Origin of the sequence: Aeribacillus sp. FSL K6-2833 (assembly GCF_037965815.1) — a bacterium.
Classification (GTDB): Bacteria; Bacillota; Bacilli; order Bacillales; family Aeribacillaceae; genus Aeribacillus; species Aeribacillus composti.
In genome coordinates this window covers 242,480-267,968 of sequence record NZ_CP150189.1, presented here as the reverse complement: position 1 = coordinate 267,968, position 25,489 = coordinate 242,480, and the positions used below count along the sequence as shown (strand labels likewise).

Annotated in this window: 17 protein-coding genes and 2 pseudogenes; 4 read left to right on the top strand and 15 right to left on the bottom strand. The window is 39.1% G+C overall.

Features of this window, described 5'->3' with window-relative positions:
- Positions 1-247 precede the first annotated feature (247 nt).
- The 8 genes and pseudogenes from NSQ94_RS01450 to NSQ94_RS01415 all read right to left on the bottom strand — a co-directional run bounded on the left by NSQ94_RS01450 (position 248) and on the right by NSQ94_RS01415 (position 12,541).
- On the bottom strand, positions 248-2,035 hold the full coding sequence (locus tag NSQ94_RS01450) for an L-lactate permease (RefSeq protein ID WP_339229952.1): 1,788 nt from the start codon (positions 2,033-2,035) through the stop codon (positions 248-250).
- Between the two features lie 208 nt (positions 2,036-2,243).
- The gene (locus tag NSQ94_RS01445) at positions 2,244-3,017 is read right to left on the bottom strand and encodes an IclR family transcriptional regulator (protein WP_094244933.1); all 774 of its coding nucleotides are present in this window, start codon (positions 3,015-3,017) and stop codon (positions 2,244-2,246) included.
- A gap of 160 nt (positions 3,018-3,177) precedes the next feature.
- A pseudogene (locus NSQ94_RS01440) lies at positions 3,178-3,698 on the bottom strand (fumarylacetoacetate hydrolase family protein); the annotation flags it as partial.
- A 271-nt stretch (positions 3,699-3,969) separates the two neighbouring features.
- Positions 3,970-6,153 carry a malate synthase G gene (locus NSQ94_RS01435; protein ID WP_327863016.1) on the bottom strand — a complete coding sequence of 728 codons (2,184 nt, stop codon included), beginning with the start codon at positions 6,151-6,153 and terminating at the stop codon, positions 3,970-3,972.
- A gap of 124 nt (positions 6,154-6,277) precedes the next feature.
- Positions 6,278-7,735, bottom strand: coding sequence for an FAD-linked oxidase C-terminal domain-containing protein (locus tag NSQ94_RS01430; protein WP_094244931.1), 1,458 nt, complete (start codon positions 7,733-7,735; stop codon positions 6,278-6,280).
- Positions 7,726-9,093, bottom strand: a complete 1,368-nt coding sequence (locus NSQ94_RS01425) for a (Fe-S)-binding protein (RefSeq protein ID WP_066250396.1) — start codon at positions 9,091-9,093, stop codon at positions 7,726-7,728. Before NSQ94_RS01425 ends, NSQ94_RS01430 begins: the two co-directional genes overlap by 10 nt.
- A gap of 2 nt (positions 9,094-9,095) precedes the next feature.
- Entirely contained in the window at positions 9,096-10,367 is a 1,272-nt protein-coding gene (locus tag NSQ94_RS01420) for an FAD-binding oxidoreductase (protein ID WP_117017031.1), read from the bottom strand.
- A gap of 1,088 nt (positions 10,368-11,455) precedes the next feature.
- Positions 11,456-12,541 (bottom strand): nitronate monooxygenase, encoded by a 1,086-nt coding sequence (locus tag NSQ94_RS01415; RefSeq protein ID WP_063386490.1) that lies wholly within the window; start codon positions 12,539-12,541, stop codon positions 11,456-11,458.
- Between the two features lie 399 nt (positions 12,542-12,940).
- On the opposite strand from NSQ94_RS01415, the gene NSQ94_RS01410 reads away from it, so the two are divergent.
- Entirely contained in the window at positions 12,941-13,783 is an 843-nt protein-coding gene (locus tag NSQ94_RS01410) for a LysR family transcriptional regulator (protein ID WP_063386489.1), read from the top strand.
- A gap of 356 nt (positions 13,784-14,139) precedes the next feature.
- Here the strand turns inward: NSQ94_RS01410 and NSQ94_RS01405 are convergent, their stop codons facing one another.
- Positions 14,140-15,321 (bottom strand): IS701 family transposase, encoded by a 1,182-nt coding sequence (locus tag NSQ94_RS01405; protein WP_311066339.1) that lies wholly within the window; start codon positions 15,319-15,321, stop codon positions 14,140-14,142.
- A gap of 1,280 nt (positions 15,322-16,601) precedes the next feature.
- Between NSQ94_RS01405 and NSQ94_RS01400 the strand changes: the two genes are divergently transcribed.
- Positions 16,602-17,978, top strand: a complete 1,377-nt coding sequence (locus NSQ94_RS01400; protein ID WP_327856024.1) for an amino acid permease — start codon at positions 16,602-16,604, stop codon at positions 17,976-17,978.
- Between the two features lie 325 nt (positions 17,979-18,303).
- Here the strand turns inward: NSQ94_RS01400 and lacD are convergent, their stop codons facing one another.
- Genes lacD through NSQ94_RS01370 form a run of 6 tightly spaced genes read right to left on the bottom strand, consistent with a single transcriptional unit; the run spans position 18,304 to position 23,166 of the window.
- The gene (gene lacD / locus NSQ94_RS01395; protein ID WP_066250387.1) at positions 18,304-19,299 is read right to left on the bottom strand and encodes a tagatose-bisphosphate aldolase; all 996 of its coding nucleotides are present in this window, start codon (positions 19,297-19,299) and stop codon (positions 18,304-18,306) included.
- A gap of 13 nt (positions 19,300-19,312) precedes the next feature.
- On the bottom strand, positions 19,313-20,353 hold the full coding sequence (locus NSQ94_RS01390; RefSeq protein ID WP_066250383.1) for a galactitol-1-phosphate 5-dehydrogenase: 1,041 nt from the start codon (positions 20,351-20,353) through the stop codon (positions 19,313-19,315).
- A gap of 34 nt (positions 20,354-20,387) precedes the next feature.
- Positions 20,388-21,734: a PTS transporter subunit IIC gene (locus NSQ94_RS01385; protein ID WP_066250380.1), complete on the bottom strand. Its 1,347-nt coding sequence runs from the start codon at positions 21,732-21,734 to the stop codon at positions 20,388-20,390.
- A 25-nt stretch (positions 21,735-21,759) separates the two neighbouring features.
- On the bottom strand, positions 21,760-22,038 hold the full coding sequence (gatB, locus tag NSQ94_RS01380) for a PTS galactitol transporter subunit IIB (protein ID WP_066250377.1): 279 nt from the start codon (positions 22,036-22,038) through the stop codon (positions 21,760-21,762).
- 23 nt (positions 22,039-22,061) lie between these two features.
- Positions 22,062-22,520 carry a PTS sugar transporter subunit IIA gene (locus tag NSQ94_RS01375; protein WP_199757324.1) on the bottom strand — a complete coding sequence of 153 codons (459 nt, stop codon included), beginning with the start codon at positions 22,518-22,520 and terminating at the stop codon, positions 22,062-22,064.
- Positions 22,501-23,166: a DeoR/GlpR family DNA-binding transcription regulator gene (locus tag NSQ94_RS01370; RefSeq protein WP_339229948.1), complete on the bottom strand. Its 666-nt coding sequence runs from the start codon at positions 23,164-23,166 to the stop codon at positions 22,501-22,503. The genes NSQ94_RS01375 and NSQ94_RS01370 overlap by 20 nt, the downstream gene beginning before the upstream one ends.
- A gap of 315 nt (positions 23,167-23,481) precedes the next feature.
- On the opposite strand from NSQ94_RS01370, the gene NSQ94_RS01365 reads away from it, so the two are divergent.
- Positions 23,482-24,429: a PfkB family carbohydrate kinase gene (locus tag NSQ94_RS01365; RefSeq protein WP_066250371.1), complete on the top strand. Its 948-nt coding sequence runs from the start codon at positions 23,482-23,484 to the stop codon at positions 24,427-24,429.
- A gap of 493 nt (positions 24,430-24,922) precedes the next feature.
- Positions 24,923-25,444, top strand: a pseudogene (locus tag NSQ94_RS01360) (IS21 family transposase); the annotation flags it as partial.
- Positions 25,445-25,489: the final 45 nt, after the last annotated feature.

Sequence of the window (25,489 nt, the reverse complement as noted above, 5' to 3'; positions counted from 1 at the left end):
GTTGATATTTACGTGCAACCAAGCACATCTTATATCTGCATAAAAAAAGCTGGATTTTAATATAGGGCGATATTGTGAGAGCAACTTTGTAAAGTATACAAGTCCTATGATCACTCTTCACAAAACATACTAAGATTAGTATGTTTTTTTTGACATAGAAAAACTCCCCTAGTGAAGGGGAGCAAATATTTTAAGACAGCCTTTACTTTTTCTTAAAAAATTATTATATCCATTCTTTTTGTTAGGATTATTGTTTTGCGCCAAATGATGACTTATTATGAGCGGGCCATGTTGCCCGTTTTTTATTTGTTGCAATGATGTAAACGGCGGCAACTGCGATCAAGACTGCAATCAAGGAACCGAGATTAAATATTCCCTTTTCGGAGTACCATGCAATCGAGTATCCAATCGAACCGGCCATTAAAGCATAATACGTAAATGGGAGCAATGTTTTTCTAATAACTGCTCCTTCTTTTCCTACCAACCCGACTACTGCCGAAGCAGCGACGACATTGTGTACACAAATCATATTCCCAGCCGCACCACCTACCGCCTGAAGGGCAACAATCCAAGTGGGATCAACACCAATTTGGGAACCTACATTATATTGAAATAAAGAAAACATCATATTACTGACCGTGTTGCTGCCAGCTATAAAAGCGCCCAGTCCACCAATAAATGTGGAGAAAAAGGGCCAATAATTGCCCGCCAGCGCTGCTACTCCGTTCGCCAATTCAATTGGCATTTGATCATAACCTGCAGCACCGCCGCCTGAATTTAAAAACACTTGAACCATTGGAACGGTAAAAATTAGCGCGGTTGAAGCTGAGATCATCGTTTTCCCTGAATGCATCCAAGCACGTTTGTATGCGCTTCCATTCATTCCGTGAATAAAAAAGGTAATCAGTGACACAACAATAAAAATTGTTCCTGGTGAATAAAGCGGTTGAAAGCTAGCCGTAATATTTGTTCCAAACATATTCCGAATCTCAATCGTCCACGCTTGCAGCCACCCGCCGATTGGAAGCGATTTCAACCTGGTCGCCACTAAAAACAAGCCAACTAAAATATACGGAGTCCAAGCGCGAATCATGCTCATCTTGCCGTTCTTGTGTGCGATATCTTTAATCTCAATTTTTCCTATCCAATCCGGATCCCATTTAGACTTTTCTTCAAAGTCCCATACTTCTTCTTGAGATGGCATTAAAAAACCTTTTTTCGCAGTGGCAATAACGATTGCTAATCCGACCAAGCCGCCAACCATGGAAGGAAATTCAGGGCCAAGGACATTGGCAACGATGAGATATGGTATCGTCATTGTAAAAGCCGCAAACAAGGCAAATTTCCAAACTTTAATTCCTTCAGAAAACGACTTGTTTTTTCCAAAAAATTTGGTCATTAGGGCTACAACAAATAATGGAACAAGAGTGCCCGTTATCATATGAAGAATAGCAACTTTCGCTCCAATCGAAGTGACCAACGACAGCAAGTTATCAGTAATCGTTGCATCAGCGGATAATCCTGATTGTACGCCGACAAGAATCGGTGTGCCGACAGCACCGAATGAAACGGGTGTGCTTTGAATGACCATGCCCGCCACAACGGCTGCCATCGCTGGGAATCCTAATCCTACTAATAATGGAACAGCAACTGCAGCTGGCGTACCAAAGCCTGCGGATCCTTCAATAAACGAACCAAATAACCATGCGACAATAATTACTTGAATGCGCCGGTCTGGAGAAATATCGGTGAACCCTTGCCGGATTGTTTTAATTCCCCCACTTTCTTGCAAAGTATTTAAAAGCAAAATGGCGCCAAAAATGATGTACAATAGTGTAGCAGCTACAACCAAACCATTTATGGAGGCAGCTATTACATTGGCTGCTGATACTTTCCAAACAAAGAGCGCAAGTATGACGGCCACAACATATGAAATCGGCATCGCTTTGCTAGCTGACCACCGAAACCCAACCAAGAAAATTCCGACGATTAAAATTGGAAGAAGCGATAAAAAAGCCAACAATCCAGTACTCACAAGAGATTTTCCCCTCTCTTATTCAAAATGTAATTCACCCACATGAATGGAAAATCATTGTACACTCATTATACCTTTTATTTTTTTAATTATCAATATTTTCTGAATTTTTTATCATTAACTAATTCCTTTGTTATGTAATAATCAAACCCTTGCCCTATTTGAAAAGTTGGAGCGAAATCCAATTCAAATAAGGCGAAGGTATTACTCAAGCATATTCAACAAAACCAAGCCGAGCAGAAATTTGCTTTCCTATTTCAATCATCCGCGGCTTAAGTTGTTTGAGCCTCTCATCTGTCATTCGAATGGTTGGTCCTGATACGCTCACGGCAGCAATGACCTTCCCCAAATGATCAAAAATTGGGGCAGCAATACAACGAATCCCATATTCGTTTTCTTCTAAATCTAGTGCATATCCTTGTTGTTTTACTCGAATGAGCTCTTTCAAAAATGCATCCTTATTCGTAATCGTATTTTTCGTATGCATCGGCAACCCTTTTCTGTCAAGGATGTCTAAAACGACACTTGACGGCAAATTGGCGAGAATGGCCTTTCCTACAGAGGTGCAATGCATTGGGGCACGTTTTCCGACTTTTGAATGCATGCGCAGCGTTTCATTTCCTTCCAATTTTTCAATATAAACGACTTCCCCTTGGTCATAAACAACCAGATGGATGACTTCGTTCGTCTCATTTTCTAATTTTTGCAGGAAAGGTTTTGCTTCTTTGCGAAGATCAATCGATTCTAATAGCTTCGAACTGATTTCCAAAAATTTATACCCCAGTTTATATCGTCCTGTTTCGGAATCTTGTTCAATATAGCCGTACCGGGCAAGTGTAGATAAGATTCGATACACGGAGCTTTTGTTGATATCTATCTGATTGGCAATCTCTGTGACGCCTAAACCTTCTTTTTTTAAGCTGACAAGTTGAATAATGTCCAACGCCCTGCTTACAGACTTGACCATATTGTCTCTTTCCACAGCCGTTCACCTTCTAAAATCTTGGCGGAATTTGCTAGAGTGCAAATTCCGCCATATAAATTTTCTTGATTCCCTTATATTATGACAGGAAGAACAAAAACTGCCAAGTTCTTTCTGTTCCATTATTCACTTTATCATTTGAATACTAAGATTGTTTCCTTCATAACGTGTTAACACGTTTTTTTGCAGCAACAACGGTATTTTTTAATGTGCCGATTCCTTTAATTTCGCATTCAATTACATCTCCTGCTTGAACAAAATCGGCTCCAACCGGACTTCCTGTTAAAAGGACATCACCGGGTTTAAGTGTCATGACAGATGATAAATAGGAAATCATTTTCCGAATGGAAATAATCATCAATTCCGTTGAACTATCTTGTTTTTTAACACCGTTCAACTTTGCTTCAACATGAATGCGAAATGTATCAAGTTCTGTTTCAATGACAGGGCCAAGGGGGGTAAATGTGTCAAACGATTTACCGATTGTCCAATGGCCATCTTCATGGAAAAACTGCGGCGCCGTTACGTCGTTGCCCACCGTGTACCCAAATACATAATTCAATGCTTCTGATTCCGGCACCATTTTCGTTTGTTTACCGATTACATTGCCAGCTCAGATTCAAACTTTACCCTATCTATTCCCTCTGGAATAACAATCTGTTCTTCAGGACCAATAACGGATTTTTATGAACTTCCAGCGCCTTTTCCCGAAGGTTTTTCATACATTCAACTCCTTCATAATAAAACTTTTCATTCATAACCAAAGCCGCGCAACTAAAGATTTTGATCGGTTTTTGTGCATGGAAGATGTAGCTTTTAAATAGAAGGGGGTGTCTGATAAGTCGTTTTTACGGCTTTTTGACGCCCCCATTAATGTTTTAGAAACATTGATATATCGGTGTTGTTTTCAATGGCGATTTGACTTTCTGGACAGCACCTTCATGATGAGAAGTTATTGTTTTACAGCATATTTTGCTTTTGCTTCAAGACGGCGGCGATGCAAAATCGGTTCTGTGTAGCCGTTAGGTTGATCATAACCTTTAAATACGAGGTCACACGCAGCTTGAAATGCGACGGAACGGTCATAATCTTTTGACATCGGGCGGTAGCCAGGTTCATTTTCATTTTGCTTGTCGACTATTTTCGCCATCCGCTTAAGTGTTTCAAGAACTTGTTCTTTCGTAACAATGCCGTGATGCAGCCAGTTTGCGATATGCTGGCTTGAAATCCGCAACGTTGCCCGGTCTTCCATCAAAGCAATATTATTAATATCCGGAACTTTTGAACAGCCGATTCCTAACTCCACCCAACGAACAACATATCCTAAAATTCCTTGTGCATTATTATCTAACTCTTCTTGTATTTCTTCAGGGGTCCAATTCGGGTTTTCTGCAACCGGAATTTGTAAAATTTCATCACGGAGATCTTCAATCGTTTCAGCCAATTTGTTTTGGACATCTGTTACATTTACTTGGTGATAATGGAGAGCATGCAATGTAGCCGCTGTTGGTGATGGCACCCACGCAGTATTGCCGCCTGCTTTTAGATGGCCAATCTTTTGCTTGAGCATTTCCGCCATCATGTCCGGCATTGCCCACATGCCTTTTCCAATTTGCGCACGGCCTTGGAAGCCGCTTTGTAAACCGATATAGACGTTTGAGCGTTCATAGGCTTGCAGCCATTGAGATGTTTTCATATCATTTTTCCGAATCATCGGACCTGCTTCCATTGATGTATGGATTTCATCGCCAGTTCGGTCCAAAAACCCTGTGTTAATAAATACAACACGATCTTTTACTTCCCGAATACAAGCTTTCAAATTCAAAGTTGTGCGCCGTTCCTCATCCATCACACCAATTTTCAGCGTATTCCGTTTTAATCCCAGCAAATCTTCGACGCAGTTAAATAGCAAGTTGGCAAACGCCACTTCCTCAGACCCGTGCATTTTAGGTTTTACAATGTAGATCGAACCTTTCCTGGAGTTTTCAAATTTGCCATTTCCTAAAAGGGAATGTTTAGCAATCAAACTTGTTACAACCGTATCCAATATTCCTTCTGGGATCTCTTCTCCCTCTCCAATGAGCACTGCACTATTTGTCATCAAATGCCCAACGTTACGAATGAGCATAAGTGAACGACCTGGGAGAGTGAACTTTTCTCCTGTTTTGGATGTGTATGTTCTGTCAGCATTAAGCGTACGTGTAATCGTTTTATCGTTTTTTGTAAAAGTAGCTGTCAAATCTCCTTTTATGAGGCCAAGCCAATTGCGATAAACAAGCACTTTGTCTTCCGCATCCACTGCCGCCACAGAATCTTCGCAATCCATAATCGTTGTAACAGCCGCTTCCAATAGAATATCTTTAATTCCCGCATCGTCATTTTTTCCAATTGGATGGCTTCGATCGATCTGGATTTCAATATGAAGACCGTTGTTCTTCAATAAAATGGCAGATGGTTTATCCGACTCTCCTCTGTAGCCTACGAACTTTTCTCTTTCTTTAAGAGCGGTTGTCTTGCCATTCATTAAAGTGACAACCAAATTCCCGTCTTCAACTGCGTATTGAACAGCGTCTCGGTGGAAATGTTCTTGCAACGGCACTACTTCATCAAGGAAGTTTTTCGAAAAGGCAATGACTTTTTCCCCGCGAATCGGATTATACTCTCCTTTTCGTTCAGCCCCATCTTCTTCGCTGATGACATCTGTTCCATAAAGAGCGTCATAAAGGCTTCCCCATCGGGCATTGGCGGCGTTGAGAGCGTACCGTGCGTTATTAATCGGCACTACTAACTGCGGCCCGGCTTGTAGAGCAATTTCGTCATCGACATTTTCTGTTGTAATCTTAAAGTCTTCCACTTCTTGTTCTAAATAGCCGATTTCCTGCAAAAATGATTTATAGGCTTCAAAGTTGAATTTGTTGCGATGTTTTTTGTGCCATTCGTTGATTTTTTGCTGGATTTCATCACGACGCTTAAGCAAATTTTTATTAATAGGTGTCAGTTCATAAACAAGGTTCTCAAACTGAAGCCAGAATTCATCTTTTTCCACACCACTTCCCGGCAATGCTTCATTGTTGATAAAATCATACAAATTTTCAGCTACTTGCAAATTGCCGACTTTTACATAGTTTGTTTTCATGGGCACAATTCCTCCTTTAAATGTTATAATTGTTGTTTGTTATTACGAAACACTGTTTCGTAATTGTTTAAAAAAGGATAACATGATGATGGAATCATTTCAATAATTTTCTTAAAATTCTTTTTTATGATGCTGTAACAGATTTCCCCTCTTTTTTCACTTCCAAACAACGTCCCGGAGTTGGGAAGAGCTTCCCGGCATTTAATAAATTTTTCGGATTAAATACTTCCCGAATATCCGTTTGCGCCGCTATTTCTTCGTCGCTAAAAATGAAGCGCATCTCTTCTCTTTTCTCGATCCCTACTCCATGTTCACCTGTAATCGATCCGCCGGCATCTGCACATGCTTGCAAACAGGCGCTGCCAGCTTTTAAAGCCTTTTCTGTTTCGCCCGGTTTTCTGGCATCAAAAAGTACAAGCGGGTGCAGATTGCCATCGCCAGCATGAAAGATATTTGCGATGCGCAGACCATACTCTCGACTGATTTCGTGAATTCTGTTTAACACTTCGGGTAATTTGCTGCGGGGAATCACACCATCCTGAACTAAATAATCAGGAGAGATCGCCCCCATTGCGCCAAATCCAGTTTTGCGGTTTGCCCACCATCTAGCTCTTTCCTCTTCACTTTGTGCCACTTTTACTTCTCGAACATGATTTCTCTTGCAAACTTCTAAAATTTGATGGATTTGCTCGTCTATACCTGCGGATATTCCATCCACTTCAATGAGCAAAAGCGCTTCAATGTCTTTTGGATGGCCGACAGGAAACGCTGCCGCTTCAACCGCTTCTATTGCTATTTGATCCATCATTTCAAGGGCTGCTGGTACAATTCCGGCAGAAATAATGTCCGATACGGCTTGACTGCCATCCGCAACGCTGTCAAAATAAGCGAGCACCGTTTGCTTTGCTTCCGGGTTTTTTAAAATACGAACCGTTATTTTCGTCACAATTCCTAAAGTTCCTTCTGATCCTGTTAAAAGTCCTAATAAATCATAGCCCGGTGCATCAGGTATTCCATCCTTGCCTATTTCAATGACTTCGCCATTTGGCAATACCACTTCAAGCCCTAAAATGTGATTTGTCGTCACACCATATTTTAGACAGTGTGCACCGCCCGCATTTTCACCGACATTTCCGCCGATGGTGCAGCAATATTGGCTTGATGGATCAGGCGCATAATAATATCCTTTGTCCGAAATGGAGTTCGTCAGTTTTAAGTTGACAAATCCAGGTTCCACTACTGCACGCCTGTTTTCAAAATCAACACTTATAAGGCGTTTCATTTTTACAAGACTAATGATTACTTCCCCATTCAACGGGATCGCCCCGCCGCTGAGACCAGTTCCAGCGCCGCGGGCGAGGAACGGCAAATCATGTTCGTGGCAATATTTCACAATTTTTGCGACTTCTTCTGTATTATTCGGGAAAACGACTGCCCTCGGCAAACGACGATGAATGGTAAAGCCATCGCAATCATAAGCTAATAAATCTTCTTTTTTATACAAGATGGAACGGTTTCCTTCAACAATGTTTGCAAGGTTTTTTATATGTTTGTCATTTGTTCTTATCCCTTTTAGAGACATTCCTCTCCCTCCTTTAGGCGATCTTCTTTTTGGTACGCCCAATCCAGCAGCTGTACGGTATGAACAATTTTTTGATTTCTTCCGTTTTTTTGAACACCCATCGCCATCTGCAGCATACAGCCGGGGTTTCCCATTACAATCATTTCTGCTTCTTTAGGAACATTCTTCATTTTGCTATCAAGCACTTCTTTAGCCATCTCCGGATTTGTTATATTGTAAATGCCAGCACTGCCGCAGCATCGGTCGGCATTCGCCATTTCAACCATTTCGACCCCAGGTATATCAAGAAGAAGGCTGCGAGGTTCGTCACGAATGCCCTGTCCATGAGCTAAATGGCATGCATCATGATAGACAACACGAGCCTTGATTTCGGCGATGGGCCTTTTATAACCAGTGTCATAAAGGTATTTTGAAATGTCTTCCACCTTTTTTGAAAATGTTTCAGCTTTTTGGCGCCAAACGGGGTCTTCACGGAACAGCTCCGGATATTCTTTTAACATACATCCGCAACCGGCAGAATTTACAATTACTTTTTCAGCATGTTGGAATGCTTCAATATTTTGTTTCGCTAATTTTCTCCCCATTTCCCGGTCGCCTGCATGAACATGAAGAGCCCCGCAGCAAGTTTGATTTTGCGGAATCATAACGTCATTTCCATTTCGAGTTAACACGTTAATTGTTGCTTCATTAATTTCGCTGAACATGACATCCATTACGCAGCCAGTTAAAAACGCAACCGTACTCTTCGTTTCTCCTTTTGCTTTAATGACTTTTTCATGTTTGTACTTTTTCCGCACAGGCTTTTTCACTTCCGGCATGATCGCTTCCATTTCGGCTAAATGCTGCGGCATGATATTGATCAGCCCTGTTTTACGGACAAACGTTTGCATGCCGCTTTTTTGATACAATTTCAACACATTTCCTAACGTGTACAAGCGATTGTGGTGCGGAAACAAACTATGCAAAAACAGATGGCTGACCGCCTTTTTCCAGCCTTTTAACGGCATGGCTTGGCGGATTTGACCGCGCGCTTCTTCTATCAATCCCCCTACATCGACGTCCGCAGGACAAGCGGTAGTACAAGCGCGGCAATCAAGACAAGCAAAGACAGGATCCATAAAATGTTCGTTCACTTCAAGCTTTCCTTCTGCGACTGATTTAATCAAATGGACGCGTCCGCGGGGAGAATGCTGTTCCTGACCCGTGATCTCATAAGTTGGGCACGATTCTAAACACATACCGCAATGGACACAATCCGCCCATTTGTTTTCATCAGGCGGATCACTCCAAAGGTAATTGCTGAAGCTGTTGGTTTGACAGGCTGGTTCTTTGATAAGATCACTTTCATTTAATCCCATATTTAAATCCCTCCCACAAATCGCTTCGGATTGAGAATGTTGTTCGGATCAATCTTTGTTTTGATTCCTTTGAAAAGAAAGAAATATGGCGGATTTTCCCCCCAAACCTCTATTTTCTGGCGTAAAATAAACGGCAAATGTTTAATGACTGCATACCCATTGAGCTCTTTGACAAAATTCCTTAAATGCTGAATTGCTGAAATGACGTTTTCGCTGCCGCCTCTTAAAATGATTTGACACAATCCGTGGCCTAATCCACCGTGGGCTTCGATAAGCAAATTGTGCGTATCCTGTAATAAATGGCTTTCCCTAATAACTTTTAGGACATCTAAATTGACAACTCCGATTTTCAATACTGCTTCAGTCTCCCCTGTCTGATTAGACACCCTGCCATTCGGGCTGATTGTATAAAAAGATTGCCAAAACTTGCGCGCTTTCTCTTGAGCAAGAATGGTCATTTTCGTTTTAGGAGGCTGAATGCTTTTTAGAAAAGATTCTTGGTAATGAACCGAACTTTCATTATTTTCAAAACTAATGGCCAATGTATAAAATTTTTCACCCGTTAGCTTTTCAGCCAAAGACGGACTTATCAGTTCCAGTGAGACAGGTTCCATCTGCGAATCTAAAAACGCCGCGGCAAATGATCGCATTTCAGCAAAATCTCCTTCTGTAAATGATAAAAGAACATTGCTTTCATATTTTGGCAAAGGACGGAGTTTTAAAGTGATTTCCGTCAAAACCCCCAAAGTGCCCATGGAACCGACAAAAAGTTTGTTCATATCATATCCGGCGACATTTTTCACGACCTTTCCGCCTGTTCGGATGACCTTGCCATTTGGATAAACAACTCGAAGCCCGATGACTGCATCTCTGGCGGATCCATATGCCAAACGTTTGGGACCGCTTTCATTCGCGGCGATAATACCTCCGATGGTCGCATAATCCGGCCAAGCAGGATCTAGAGATATTTTTTGGTTATGTTCTTCTAAGTACTGTTGCAATTCTTGAAATGGTGTACCTGCTTTCACTGTTAATGTCATATCTCCCACTGTATGCTCGACGATTCCTTTTAGATTTGCTAAGGAAAGCAAAATATCAGCCGAATCAATTAGACCGCCAAACCCCCGCTTTGTTCCTCCGCCCACAATGGAAACGGTTTTCCCATTTTTGTTTGCATATTGCAAGATGTGTGAAATTTCGTTTTCAGTTTTTGGATAGACTGCGATTTTTCCGCCATTTCCAAGTGGATGACCTTCATTTTCCTTTACTTCCATTTGACTTTCGGGGAAAACATCTTTTAATTCTGTGTACAACTCTCCTTGGAGCAAATCAAGCACCTCCTATGTTTTGTAATAAGAAACACCGTTTCTATAAATTCGCAAAAGAGCAAGCGTTTTAAATCATTTTCTTTCAATCGACTGCAACACTTCTCTTATTACACATATTTGATATGTTATATGTTTACAATTATTAAAACACTCTTATGAAGATTTTTCAACGAATTTTTTGAATTTACAAAAAAATAAGAAAAATGAAATTCTATTAAACTTGCCGTACGGCAAGATGATCTGATGTATAGCCCCCTATCTTTTTTCTCCCTGCCAATATCCTATCAACGAAAAAAGAGACTGAATTAAAAAAGAATTTTTTTATGGTCCTTTCCAAACAGCCTCTTTTGAACAAAAATTATTTTGTATCTGGAAGAAATATGGTACAAGCGGTAGCGGAAAATCTTATTATTCAGAATAGTCCGAAATTATAGCCCTCGGAAAAGAAATCCAGTTCTTGGGTAGAATAGCGCTTAAAACAACACTTAAACACGCATGCCTGGAAGTTCAAACGTTAGCTGTTTCAAAAGTACAATATATGCCATCGAACAAAGCAGCAAATTAATTGGATATTTAACAGCTGTTTATGGTTTCCACCCGTTTATACTAATGAAGAAAGGAACTAGAATACTACACAAGAAAATCCCAATCCCTACACCACTATAAAACAAACCGTTAAATATTTGCATATTATGCTTTTTCAATACTTGAAGCACTATACTAGAAACTAAGACAAAGACTACACCGCTGCTAAGGCCTGAAAAAAACCTGAACAGGTACCAAAATATATTATTTACTGACCATTCCCATGAGCAGAGTCGTAAAAATGTTCAAAGCTAAAAATATCTTTAAATAAATTGATTCATATCTTCTCAAATTAAAAAAGCTAACAAATAAAGTTCCAGCCAAATTTCCAGCCATCGATTTAGTTATATTCAAGTAGGGGAGGATAGGGGTATAAGCAAATCTTCTGATCCCCATTACAATAATCAATGCAATAATACCGCCGCATAAAGTAAGCCGCGGTTTCATAGTCATCCTTTTATTAATGGGAAGTTACTTATAATTTCTTCTATTTGATTGATGATTGTTTCGATCAGTTCGGCGGCATGCAAATTTTTGCTTAGTCGAGGATTTTGCCCGCACCAAAGCGACATCCACTCTTTATTTTTCTGTTTTGCAGCTTCTGACCGGATATCTTGGGTGAGCATATTTTGAATCGGATAAGCTGGCAAAGCATCTTCATGCTCTTTCATTTTGATGATAAATTCATTTTTTAATCCCCTTGCTGGCTTGCCGCTGAATGCTGAAGTGATTACTGCCTGTTCTTCGGTACCGTTTAATATTGCTTCTTTATGGAGTTCATTTGCTCCGCTTTCTATACAGGTAAGAAAGGCTGTTCCCATTTGAACCGCTTGCGCTCCCAATACAAGAGAAGCTAAAACTCCTCTGCCATCCATGATACCGCCAGCTGCAATAATAGGAATTGAAACATGATCCGCTACTTGCGGAATAAGGGCCATTGTTCCGATCATTGAATCATCAAAGGATCCTGCAAAACTGCCCCTATGCCCCCCAGCGTCACTGCCTTGAACGACAATCATATCCATCCCAGCCTCTTCATTCAATATGGCTTCTTTTACTGTTGTGGCTGTTCCAATTGTGACAATACCATTATTCTTTAATTGATGAATAATTTCTCTCTGAGGAATGCCAAATGTGAAGCTGCAAACGGGTACTTCATATTTTAAAACGATTTGAATTTGTTCATCAAAAACAGAAGTGTTGATTTGCGGAACATCATTCTTTTTTTCGATCCCTAACATTTGGCGGATAGGTTCCAGCAGTTGATTCGCTCTTTCAATTTCTTCTTGAATGACTGCCGGATGTTCAGGAACAAACAGATTGACACCAAATGGTTTTGAAGTCAATTCCTTTATTTTTTGAATATCCGACTCCAATTTTTCCGGCGTCATATAACCCGCCCCTATCATCCCTAGACCACCTGCATTGGATACAGCAGCAACAAGCTCGGGGGTCGTGATCCCTCCCGCCATTCCCGCTTGTATAATCGGAATTTTAATTGATAGTTTGTCTGTTATTTTTGTATGATTCCACATGCCATGTTCCTCCTTGCCTTATATACGTCAAATCTATAGGTTAACAATACAATAATCATAGCTGTTGGCATTCAATTAATAATGCCATTCATACGATTTGGTCAGCAGCAGAAAAAACGATCACCCAAAACTTAGTGAAACATCAGTTGTCCGGCTCTTTTATTTCTCTTGTTCCCATCCTTCCATCCTAAAATTCACATTATTGGACTGAAATCATGTTGTTCATTCAAGCTGCTTCTACATTCATCTGAAATTGACTTGTATAAAGATGAAAATTTATTTTTTTAATATTTCGCAAATTGTCTTCTATAAATAGTTTATGACCCCATTTTGATGGTGTAAAATAGAAAAAAATGATAATTGTTGTTATGAATCAATTTGAGTGATGGGGGAGAAATAATGTTTGAGCTACAAGATTTAAGAATCATTGCAGCAATAGCAAAAAATAAGGGGATTACGAAGGCTGCAAAAGAGCTTGGATATGTACAGCCCAATGTTACGGCTAGACTAAATAAATTAGAAAGCTGTTTAGGTTTTCCATTATTTATAAGAACCAAAAAAGAGGTTATTCTCACACCGAACGGCAAAGTCTTTCTTAACTATGCTAATTTGATTTTAAATTTGTGTCGCGAAGCTGAAAAAGCAATGAATAAACTGGCAATCCCCGATGGAGAATTAAACATAGGCTCCATGGAAACAACCTCCTATGTACGTCTTCCCCACATATTAAAACAATATTCAGCTAATTATCCTAACGTAAAAATTAAATTGCAAACCGGTACCACAAAAGAATTAATAGATAAGGTCTTACATCATGATATAGAGGGTGCATTTGTTGCTGGACCTGTTAATCATCCGGATCTTATCGAAAACGTTATTTTTAAAGAAAGACTGGTACTTATCACCAATACTCCTGACAATCCTCTTAAAAACAAGGAATGCACTTTAGTTGTATTTAAAGAAGGGTGTTACTATCGAGAAGTGTTTACCAGAATCATGAACGACTATCATATAACGATTCAAAATGTCATAGAGGTAGACGCCGCACAAGCTATTTTAAATTGTGTTCGTGCAGGAGTTGGAATTTCTTTGATTCCCGAGTCTATGTCAAAATTAACAAAAAGTCTATACACATATCCCATTGATAAGGACTACGTAAACGTAGATACTGTGTTTATCACTCGTAAGTCACTTGCCAAAACATTAGCTTTTAACAAATTTGTTGAACTTTTAACTCTATAAAAATGAAGCAACAAGCTTTTTCAAGAAAATCATGAATGATTGAATTCATAAAATAGCTTTCTTTTCTTTTGATAAGTGACTCCTTTCCTCTTTCGATTTCAAATTTTTCGGTATTTTTTCTTTTTGTCAGATCCAATAATTTTTTTCGTGCTAATTGTTATTTGAAAAACTGTCGAGGACCGTGTTTCAGAATCAATGGGGTTTCTGTTTTTCTTCACAGCGGTAAAAAGGCCACATCATGCGGGAGAGGGAACATCTCTTAAATATCTATAGCTTATCAGCCTATTCAAGTAACTGTAGATGAGCAATTTTCATAACAATAATTACCATACCAAAAGAGACAAACAGGGTATCCCTTATGCCACATGGAGCTGTTTTTTGACAACATCAATGGGAATATCTTGCTTCGCTGCATGGTAAATGAACTCGACGAGACTATGCCCTTTCTTCGTTCGGAGAAGATCAAGCCCAGTAGAGAAATCCCGGTTGGACTCGACCATACTGTACACATAAGCGAGTTGCACCAAGATCCAATACCGTTTCACCGCCCGACGTTGACGAACGCGGTACCCATCGAGCTTCAGCTGGTCTTTCGCTTGTCGAAAAAAGCATTCGATCGACCAACGTTGGGCATAGTAGCGCAAGATCTCTTCATCGCTTAGCTCCCGGTCGGTGCTCAAGACGCAGTGAAGATGTTCGGGTGTCATCGGCTGATCGGCTTTCCAAGCCAACAACACAACGGCATCATCGAGACCTTTCAGCGATCCCTCGTAGCGATACACGCGATAACGCTCTTCTCCCACCGTGACGAGATGGGTGTCGTTCGGTTCGATATAGCGGGCAAACTGTTTGGCTTGGATGGCGATGCCTTTCGGATAGAGAATCCGGTTCGTTTTGAGCATCGCGATGACGTGAAATCCTTTTTTCAGACAGGCTTCCACGAGCGCTTGCGATGGATACCACGAATCCATCAGCACATAAACGGGACGGCGTACATCCAAAGAAGAAAGCATCTCGATCGCGAGTTCCCCCTTGCTTTTCCCAGCGGCCTTGTCGTAGAGGCGGAACGCAAAGGGAAAAGCCTGGGTCATCGTATGAACCATGAGCCAAACAAGAGAATGTCCCCAGATCGACTTTTTCTCTGTGTGAGAATAGTGCCAATCACACCCTTGAATGGCGTGCGTTGCCCGTGACGAAGGCTTGATTTTTTGGCAAATCGTATCATCGATCGAAACAAAAAGGGGTTGATTTTTCTGTTTGGCGATCCGTTCGACACGATGAAGCATCCATTGCTGGAGTTTGCGAAGCAGCGTCTCTTCATCCCAAGGGCTTTTCGTGAAAAAATGGCTGAGTGTCGTTCGATGATTGGGGTGAAAGCTCCAATGATGAAGATCGGTCAACGTTCCAGAAAAGCCTTTCGTGATCATCGCATCCACGATATGAACGAGATGCTTCATGACAGGTTTTGAAAAATAAAGTGCCAACCCCAACATCGTGAAAAACTTGTGGATTCCTTGATGATGTGCTAATCTATTCATGAGACATGAACCTCCTTGTGTGAATGGTTTGTTGGCACATCTATTCTAACCAAGGAATCGGGTTCATGTCTCCTTTTTTGTTTCGATGTAAATTTATGTTAGTGATTTTGCTCATCTACAGCAAGTAAGCAAAAAATTTTAGATGGATGAAATTTACAAATCTTGCAAAACCTTTTAATTCGAATTTTTAATTAATTGGATCAGCTGTTCATATTTTACGGTATGATCAACACAACTTAAATTTGCCTCTCCTTTTGCACCAATTTTTACCTAAATCAATATTTGTGAAATGCAGTTTCAATTTTCTAATCTTGAAAGGGAACTGCCACGAATTTCCTGTCTTCCAAATATAATCACCACTCTGAACAAAATTTATGGTAATATATTGAATATTGCAGCATGTTTATTTTACATTTTAGCTACTGCACTATTTATCGCAATAAGAGGCAGGATACTGCCACTCTAATAGAGTAAACGAAAGTCAAGAAGCAATAAATAGACAATAAAAGGTTTGTTTCACTTTTCTCATAGTCACAGCAAAATCGTGATGCTCATCCAATAGCGAAACATTTTAAAAACATGGCTTGTACTCTATATAACACCTTGTCCATGAATCTTTGGCATTTTTCTCGATGGATGGCAAGCGGTTGAAGTCTAGACTTGCCGCTATTTTTGTATTATCAAAAATTGAGGTGCTTGTCTCGTTTTTTTGTGCACATTTTCACAAATAAATCCAGTTTGACTTGTTACATTAATTTTTGAAGCAAGGTTTCACTCATATTTTTTTACACTTTTTCAACTGTGCCTTGCTTTTAATACTTGAACTTTGTTATTTTTTCTGTTCTTAAACAAACCGTGCCTTCATTACATCTGTCAATTTCCCAATCGGTTGTAATAGAAATTGGCTGATTTCTCGGAGTATTTATTCGCGATTTTGCCTTACATGTTTGTAACCAGTAGGGCAGGAAAACTTGAATTAAATAGTTTATCTATAGGTTTATTTGATCATAATAACGGAAGTAAGGAAAATGATTTGAACATTTTTCCTTTGTATCATTCGACAAATTGAACGCCTAAATTTGTCGTTTTATACAAAAAGAAATTGAAATATAGTATGATAAAATTTATTCAAATCTAAATGTAAGCGTCACAATTTGATTATCAAGAGGAGTTGCGGGGAATAATAACTTAAATTTTTCGATCATAAAATCTGACATATGATGACCTTCGCAACAGAACATTGAAAGGGATTTCATTTATAAACTTAAGGAGGAGCGATCATGGAAAATCAGCTGCAAAGAGGTTTAAAAGAAAGACATATTACTCTGATTGCATTAGGTTCTGCAATCGGAGTCGGGCTGTTTTTAGGATCTTCAAGCTCAATCAAGCTGGCAGGTCCCGGTATAATGTTATCCTACCTTTTCTGCGGAATCATTTTATTTTTCATTTTAAGAGCGTTAGGAGAAATGGCTGTCCATCATCCCGTTGCCGGTTCATTCAGCCAATACGCCAATGATTATCTTGGTAATCTGGCAGGATATATTACAGGGTGGAATTATTGGTTTGTATGGGTCATTACTTGTATGACCGAGCTGACAGCCGTTGGAATCTATATGGAATTTTGGTTTCCGGAGGTTCCGCGATGGATTTGGATTCTGGCAGCATTAATCATCATGATGAGCTTTAACTTTCTTCAAGTCAGTGCTTACGGTGAGTTGGAATTCTGGTTTGCCCTAATCAAAATTATTGCGATTATCTTTATGATTATTATTGGCTTAGCCATGATTTTGTTCGGATTCGGCAATAACGGAGTTCCTACAGGAATCAGCAATTTGTGGGAGCATGGCGGCTTTCTTCCTAACGGTCTTGAAGGTGTCTTAATGTCATTTCAAATGGTTATGTTTGCCTTTCTAGGAATCGAAATGATCGGCGTAACAGCCGGTGAAGCAAAAGATCCGGAAAAAACGCTGCCTAGAGCCATTAATTCTACTTTACTTCGTATATTAATTTTTTATGTGGGTGCGTTGTTTGTCATTTTGTCCATTTATCCGTGGAATGAAATCGGGACAAGTGGAAGCCCCTTCGTTTTAACCTTTGACAAAATCGGTATCCCGGCCGCAGCAGGCATTATCAACTTTGTCGTTTTAACCGCTGCCCTTTCCTCCTGTAATACAGGAATTTTCAGTTCGGGACGTATGTTATACAACCTTTCCCATAATGGACAAGCTCCGAAGGCATTTGGCACATTAAACAAAAAAGGCGTTCCTTTTAGAGGGGTTATGGTTACATCAGCCGTTTTATTATTCGGAGTTCTGCTCAACTATTTAGTACCGGCTAAAGTATTTACTTGGATTGCATCTATCTCAACATTTGGCGCTTTATTGACTTGGTTTATTATTTTATTAGCACAATGGCGATTCCGAAAATCGATTACACCTGAACAACAAAAAAATATCAAATTTAAAACCCCGCTATACCCGTTATCCACTTTCATTGCAGGGGCGTTTCTCATATTTGTCGCAATTCTGCTCGGCTACTATCCAGACACAAGAATCGCCTTAATAGTCGGTCCGCTTTGGGTTGCCATTTTAGTCATTGCATATTACGCTGCCAACTTGAATAAAAGACAAAACGAAGCTGAAGTGAAAGAGACTTGATCGTTTTGGACAGCGGTTCGCTATCGGATATAGTATTTTCAAATGCTTATAAGTTGTTCGCTATCGCCAACCCCTTATCAATAGTTAAACATATTAAGATTAGTAGGGGCTGTCTAAAAAGACCATTTTAAGGTAAAGTACACCAAAATTAAAGCTCTAAGAATGCTGTAGCAACAACATTCTTGGAGCCTACTTTTTTAGATTTTGGGACGTAAATACCACTTTTCGGTCCGCTCTTTTTCGAAAATGATACACTATTTATAACAAAATAAAATGATTAAAGATAGAATCGAATTTTTTCAACAGAGAGGCTGTCCAGAAAGATTCACAATTTGGCTGCAACTTTTTCTTTCCAAGAACTCGCTGTCGTTTGAAGGACTTGATTGAGCTCCTCAATGTTTCTTCTACCTTCTGTTCTCATCCATTCTCTTCCTTTTTTTTCTCCTTCATTTGCAAATACTTTTACACCACTTTTCCAAGTTGCCCGTCCGCATAACACACCGTTAAATGTAGAGCCAGCTTCTTTAGCAAATTTTAACGTTTCCTGAAACAACTTCGCAGAAACGCCTGCGCTTAAGAAGATAAAGGGTAATGGGGTTACTTCGCTTTGTTCTTTGAAGAAACGCAGTGCTTCTTCACGTGAATACACAGTTTCTCCTTCGGAAAATCCTTCTACGAAATTCATATTTACCGGAACTTCTACTTTAAGGACATCCACATGATATTGTGATTTTGAAAATTCCTTCATTGCTTCAATGACTTTGTAAGGTTTCACCTTGGCATACTCTATTCCTTTTTCATCTTGGATAGCAGCATCATAAGTTACGATTTCAAGAAAAAAAGGAATATCTTCCGCCATGCATTCAGAACCAATCCGTTCAATGTAGACATGTTTGTACTCATTAATTTCCGCATCTTCATCTACGTCATAATAAAGCAAAAATTTTACGGCATCGGCTCCCTGTTCCTTTAAGCGTTTGACGGACCACTTATCAAGTAAATCTGGCAGGCGACCAGGTTGAGAGGCATCATATCCAGTTTTTTCATAGGCAAGAATTAAACCTGCATGTTCATTCCTTTTTCGGGATGCTGGCAACCCGTATTCAGGATCGAGTAATATCGATGTAGAGAAAGGGGTTAACTCCGCAGAAACGATTTCTTTAAACTTAATTATATCTTCATCGCCAGCTGATGTGTTTCCATGTGAAGCAATCATTTTTTTCAAAGAACCCCGTTGATCTATGGCTAATGCGCCAATAATATGATTTCCATTGGATAAACGTTCGAGTGCCTCAATTTTAGAGCGACTTAATGTAAGCATGAGTACCTCCTGTTTAATTCTCATTCATGTTATAGAGAAGTTTTATATGTTTTGAATCCTTTTCTATCATTTTTTGGAAAGGCTGTTCTTTATCTTCTAATTTGAATTCTCCGGTGATTAATGGCTGTACATTTATTTCTTTTTCAGCCATATATCTTATCCCACTTTCCCACTCATAACCAGGAAACGGGCTGCTGTAAGACATCCATGAACCTGTTATTTCTAATTCACCGCGGAGAATTTTCTCAAACACTTTTGGCGGAAAGAGGATGTCTTTGGTACATGTGCCAATATAGACGACTTTCCCTCTTTTTTTAACAAATTCAACAGCTTGAACTTGAGTCAACGCACTACCTGCTGTTTCATAAACGATTTCAGGCAGGTCATGAGTAGAAAAATAATCTTTTAAAGTTTGTTCCTTCGGATTAATCACTACATCTGCCCCGATTTGCTTTGCTATGCTGATCTTATGCGGATTTAAATCCACTACAATAATCTCTCCTGCACCTTTGGCACGGAGCGTAAGCAATGTAAGCAATCCGATTGTACCGGCCCCTAAAATTAAAACTTTGGCTCCTGAATGAAGATTGACTCGATCTACTCCATGGATAGCAACTGTCAATGGCTCAACCAGCGCAGCCTCTTTTAATGAAAGATGGTTTGGGATTTTTATACAATTCCTAGCCGGCACCTCAACATATTCTGCCATTGCACCGCTCTGTCTTGAGCCAATAAAACTGTAATGGGTACACATCGCAGGCTCCCCTTTTTGACAAAATTCACATTTTCCGCAAGGTACAAGAGGAGCAACCGCTACGCGGTCTCCACGACTTACAGATGTTACGTTTTCACCCACTTCCTCCACAATACCGGAAAATTCATGCCCCAATATTTGTGGAAATGAATGAACTGCGCCATTAAAATATCTCGGAAGATCTGATCCGCAAATACCGCAATAAGCCACTTTAATAACGACGTTTCCTAATCCAGCACGTGGTTTCTCCATTTCTTCCAGACTAAAAGTTTTGACATCTACTACACTTAGCGCTTTCAATTTGACCACTCCTAAAAGTATCTTGGGTGCTTATTTAATTATTATTCTCATCTGAATAGATGGTTTTCTTCTTATATTTCATAAATGTGTACCCGAAACAGAACGCATAAATGAGAAAGATGATAAAGAATCCTATTCCCATTTCCAGGCTAAACCCTTTGGCTAGCAAATAGGTAATGGGACTTCCTGATTGGTCTAGAGATGAAACACGTTCTCCGACATCCACCAAATTTACACTTTGCCCTAAAGCGGTTTGCAACGATATCATTTGGTTTGCAATCCAAATCGTAATAAACATAATAATGGAGCCGGAAATAAGTGTTCTAAAGAGGTTTCCTTTGTGAATTGCTACCGCCATCGCCACAAAGAAACCGATCGTTGCGAGATCACCGAAAGGTAACACTTGGTTTCCGGGAACAATAGCAGCAATTAAAACCGTCAACGGAACAAATAGCAAACTAGCTGATATGACTTGGGAATCTCCCAGCAGCAAAGCAGGATCCAAGCCGATTTTGTAGTTGCCGCCGCTAAATTTTTTGTCAAGCATTTGTTTGGCAGCATCTGAGATAGGTAATAAGCCTTGCATAATTAATTTTACAACCATTGGCATAAGCACCATGACACTGGCCATTTGTACAGCTAATTGCAGCGCTTGGCCGACAGGATACTTTGCTAATAATCCAATAACAAATCCAAGTATGGCACCAATGATGGTTGGTTCACCAAAAACACCTAATTTTTGTTCTATTTTTTCACCGTCAATTTTAATTTTGTTTATTCCCGGTATCTTCTCGATTAAATCATCAATTGGCGATGCAATAACTCCCATATATGCTGACGTTCCGTGCGGTATTGCAATTCCTTCCAAGCCGAAATAATTATCTGTGACTTGACCAAACATATCCCCCAATTTATAGGCAATAATAGCATGGACAATAATACCAATAATGCCGAAAGTGAAATTGTCGGTTGCCACATATACAATCGCCCCTGTAAAAGCCATATGCCAAATATTCCAAATATCTACGTTAACAACTTTTGTCATCCGTAAAAGAAGCATCACGATGTTAACAGCTATGGCAATCGGGATCGCAATTAATCCCATAGCAGAAGCCCATGCCATAGGCGATGTGCCCGGCCATCCTAAATCAACAACTGACAGCCCCAAATTGAAATTGTCTGCCATTGCTTGAGCTGCAGGTCCCAAGTTTTTATTAAGCAAATCAACGACTAGCCCAATTCCGACAAATCCGATTCCAATTGTTAAACCAGAGCGTAATGATTTACCGACACCTTGCTTTAACAGCAAACCAATTATAAAAATAATGATCGGCAGCATGACGCTAGCACCTAAATCAACAATATATTGGATAACAGCCATGTCAAATCCCCCATTTGGCAAGCATTTATTTAAGAATATCTAAAATTTGCTGTTCTGTTTTTTGAACGTTTACTCCTGAAATAAACGCCACTCCATGAACAACTGGGACGCCGAAATCTTTCGTTACTCTTGCAGTAGTAACGATTAAATCGGCTCCATCTTTTTTAGATTCAAGCTCATTCATTCTGCATTGTATAATTTCTGCATCTATATTTTCCTTTTTTAATAATTCTCTAATTTTTTCGGCAGCCACAGTAGAAGTTGCTACAGCTCCACCGCAAGCAACAATTATTTTCTTTTTCATATAAATTACCTCCATCCATTTATTTATAAAAATTTTTTAATGATCGTTTCCATCTCATCGGAATTTTTGCTATTAAACAACCCTTTGATAAATTCTTCTTTTTTGATCGAATCGATAAGCTGCCGCAAGGTTTCCAAATGTTTTTTTCCGTCTTTAATAGCCATCAAAATGACGATGTGGATGTCAATGATATTCTCATCGCTTCCCCCCATTTCAGCAAATGTTACCGGATTTTTTAAAGTTGCAAAAACTAATCGATCTTCATTAACTAGAGTTCCATCTGTATGAGGTATGGCTACTCCAGGGTTCACTGGTAAACCAGTGGGATATTCTTTTTCTCTCTTTAAGAGTGCTTCAATAAAACCATCCTTTACAATTTTATCCTCCATAAGAGCCTGTCCTATCGTTTCAAATAGTTCTTTTTGGTTGCTAACATCTAAATCTTTTATAATATACTTGGAATCAATCATCGTTTTCCTCACCCCCGGATGCTCCTTTTGCAATCACTACCTCAACATTATGCTTTAATATTTCCGATTTAATTTCTTCATCAATATCTTTATCAGTGATAATAATATCTACATCGGAAAATGTAGCAGTCTGGTTAAAAGCGGTTGTTCCGAATTTACTATGGTCTGCAAGAATAATTTTATTTTGGCAGTGTGACATCATTTCTTTGGAAATTTCAGTTTCTCCAATATGGTGATTCGTAATACCGCTAAAGCTGTCAATACCTCCGCAGCCAAAAAAACCAATATCAACATATATGTTTTTTATATTGTTTGAGGCAAATGGTCCATAAAGGGAATCTTCATTTTTTCTTACCATCCCCCCCAAAATCACTAAATTAACTGAATCACTCCGCAACAATAAATTAACGATTGGAATTGTATTCGTGACAACGGTGATATTTTTTAATTTTAATAATTCCTCCGCCAAGAGGTACGTTGTTGTACCATAATCGAGATAGATAATATCGCCGTCTTCAACATGTTTAGCTGCCTCTTTTGCAATGGCTCTCTTGGCTTCTAAATTTTTTGTTTTCCTTCTTTCATAATCTGATTCTTGATTAGGCAAATCCAAAACAGCTCCGCCATGAATTTTTTTGATTAATCCTTCTTTTTCCAATTCGTATAGATCTTTTCGAATTGTTTCCCTAGTTACTTTCAACATTTTGCTTAAGCTCAAAATCTTTACTGCTTTCTTTTCTTTAAGAATTTCAATTATTTTTTCTTTTCTTTCTGCTGCATTTAGCAATTTATCACCTGCTTTCCTGTAACCGTTTTCTATATCATAAGCCAATTTAGTCATAATCGCAATACTTTTCTTTGCATTTTTTTGCTTTTTTGATTAAAAAACCAATATTTTATTTGCATTTAGCCTTAATATATTGCTATTTTTCTTTGCAATTGCTAATATACTGATATAAGGAGAGTGTATTCCATGATCCATTTAATTTGTCCCAATCCGGCTATAGACCGAACACTATTAGTCAAAAACTTTTCTCCTTCCACCCCAAACAGACCATTTGAGGTGAAGGAATTCCCTGGTGGAAAGAGCTTCAATGTGGCATATGCTATAAAACAGGAAAATCCAATGGCCGAGGTTTGCATTCATACGATAATCGGCGGACATAATGGTAAATATCTATCTGATTTAGCCAAAAAATGCAAAGTAAATCTTGTCATTACAGAAGTTATGCAAAATACAAGAGTCTGTAATATTGTTGTAGATACGGAGAAAAAAGTAATCTATCCCATTTATGAAAAAGGTTTAAGCTTAACAAATGACATTTTGAAGACATTTAGCCAAAATATTGCAGCAAACGTTAAGGATAATGACATTATTGTATTTTCCGGTTCATTGATGAAAGGTATGCCTGACAATTATATTGCAGAGATTTCAAAAAAGTTAAAAAAGAGAAATGTCAAAATTTTTGTTGATACAAGCGGAAAACCTTTAGTAGAAGCATATAAAGAAAAACCATATATGATAAAAATCAATGACGAAGAAATTATGGATCTATTTCCGAAAAAAAAACTCAACACTATCCAAGACTACCATCAATTATTATCAGGTCAAACTAACATACCGTTTTTTATTATTACTTTAGGAAAAAAAGGTGTTATTGCCAAAATGGAAAATGAATTTTTTTATTTAAAAACAAAAGAAATAGAAGCGAAAAATCCAGTTGCATCTGGTGACTTTTTTTTAGGTGTCTTGACTAATTGCATTGATCAAAATATTCCGTATGAGGAATCACTGAAATTAGCAATTTCTTATTCAGCAGCCAATTGTTTAAACTGGTATCCAGAAGTAAGAAAAGAGGATGTTAAAGCAATTTATTCAACAGTGAAGGTGGAAAAATTGCCAAAAAACCCTTTGTCTTAATAAAGAGATAAATTTATTACTGCAAAGTTCTCTATCACGTAGCGAACAGATGAAAGATGTAAGATGGCTGGCAATCCAGACAAACAGAATCATGTTGAATATAAAACAGCAATTTTTCAGGAGACTGTCCAAAAAGTTAGGATTAACTGACTTTTTGAGCCCCGAGTGTAAATTAGCACATTATTTCAGAATCCCTTTTTCCAATTATTTCGGACGGATTCGGAAATAATGCGAATTATTCCAGATTTTGCAGATTATATCCGAACGTTTGCATATTATTTTGGATGATCAACTAGAATGAGGATAGAGTGGGATGGAACACAGCAGAGGCCGATCGGCCCCTGCTGTGTTAGTACCCCATTTCTTCGGCTGCCATACGCACGATATCTTCGTCAATCATATCTTTTTTCCATTGAGCGCCGTATAACAGGCAAGTAGTGGCGAGGTTGTTGATTGATCTGCGGCGATGGCCTGAACCCACCATAGGGCTCGTATGTATATGTCAACAAATGGCGAAACAGATTTAGAGATTAAGAGTCTTGAAGATTTACCAAAATTCAAACAACTAATGGAGCATTTGAAGATGAAAATAAATAAAAGTCAATTAGCAAGAGATCTGGGTGTAGATCGGAGAACCATAGATAAGTATTTAAAAGGGTTCGTTCCTAAACGGACACGAAAGAAGACTTCGAAAATTGATGAGTATTATGAAACGATCGCAGCCCTCCTTTCGGAGGATTCCAAGCAGTAATTTTATTATCGCCGTGTACTATGGCAGTACTTAAAAGATAATCATGGATTGGATTGCACAGCATCCACTTTCCGGGCATATATGCGGAAAAGCCAGAGTTTAAAGCTCTTTGAGGAGGACAAACGATTTCCTTCTCCAAAAGGTACTGCACGATTTGAAACACCGATAGGAAAACAAGCACAATTAGATTGGAAAGAGAGTATTCCTTTTGAAACAAAGGATGGTCAATTGGTTGAAATCAATGTAGTCGTATTAATTCTTTCCCATTTGTTTATTGCAAAATAAAAATACAGAGTTCTGCAACAAAAA

Excerpts from the sequence above, each read along its gene's own strand:
- NSQ94_RS01435 (WP_327863016.1), bottom strand. The coding sequence starts at position 6,153 with ATGAAAACAAACTATGTAAAAGTCGGCAATTTGCAAGTAGCTGAAAAT.
- NSQ94_RS01430 (WP_094244931.1), bottom strand. The coding sequence starts at position 7,735 with ATGTCTCTAAAAGGGATAAGAACAAATGACAAACATATAAAAAACCTT.
- NSQ94_RS01425 (WP_066250396.1), bottom strand. The coding sequence starts at position 9,093 with ATGGGATTAAATGAAAGTGATCTTATCAAAGAACCAGCCTGTCAAACC.
- NSQ94_RS01420 (WP_117017031.1), bottom strand. The coding sequence starts at position 10,367 with ATGGAAGTAAAGGAAAATGAAGGTCATCCACTTGGAAATGGCGGAAAA.
- NSQ94_RS01415 (WP_063386490.1), bottom strand. The coding sequence starts at position 12,541 with ATGTGGAATCATACAAAAATAACAGACAAACTATCAATTAAAATTCCG.
- NSQ94_RS01410 (WP_063386489.1), top strand. The coding sequence starts at position 12,941 with ATGTTTGAGCTACAAGATTTAAGAATCATTGCAGCAATAGCAAAAAAT.
- NSQ94_RS01405 (WP_311066339.1), bottom strand. The coding sequence starts at position 15,321 with ATGAATAGATTAGCACATCATCAAGGAATCCACAAGTTTTTCACGATG.
- NSQ94_RS01400 (WP_327856024.1), top strand. The coding sequence starts at position 16,602 with ATGGAAAATCAGCTGCAAAGAGGTTTAAAAGAAAGACATATTACTCTG.
- lacD (WP_066250387.1), bottom strand. The coding sequence starts at position 19,299 with ATGCTTACATTAAGTCGCTCTAAAATTGAGGCACTCGAACGTTTATCC.
- NSQ94_RS01385 (WP_066250380.1), bottom strand. The coding sequence starts at position 21,734 with ATGGCTGTTATCCAATATATTGTTGATTTAGGTGCTAGCGTCATGCTG.
- gatB (WP_066250377.1), bottom strand. The coding sequence starts at position 22,038 with ATGAAAAAGAAAATAATTGTTGCTTGCGGTGGAGCTGTAGCAACTTCT.
- NSQ94_RS01365 (WP_066250371.1), top strand. The coding sequence starts at position 23,482 with ATGATCCATTTAATTTGTCCCAATCCGGCTATAGACCGAACACTATTA.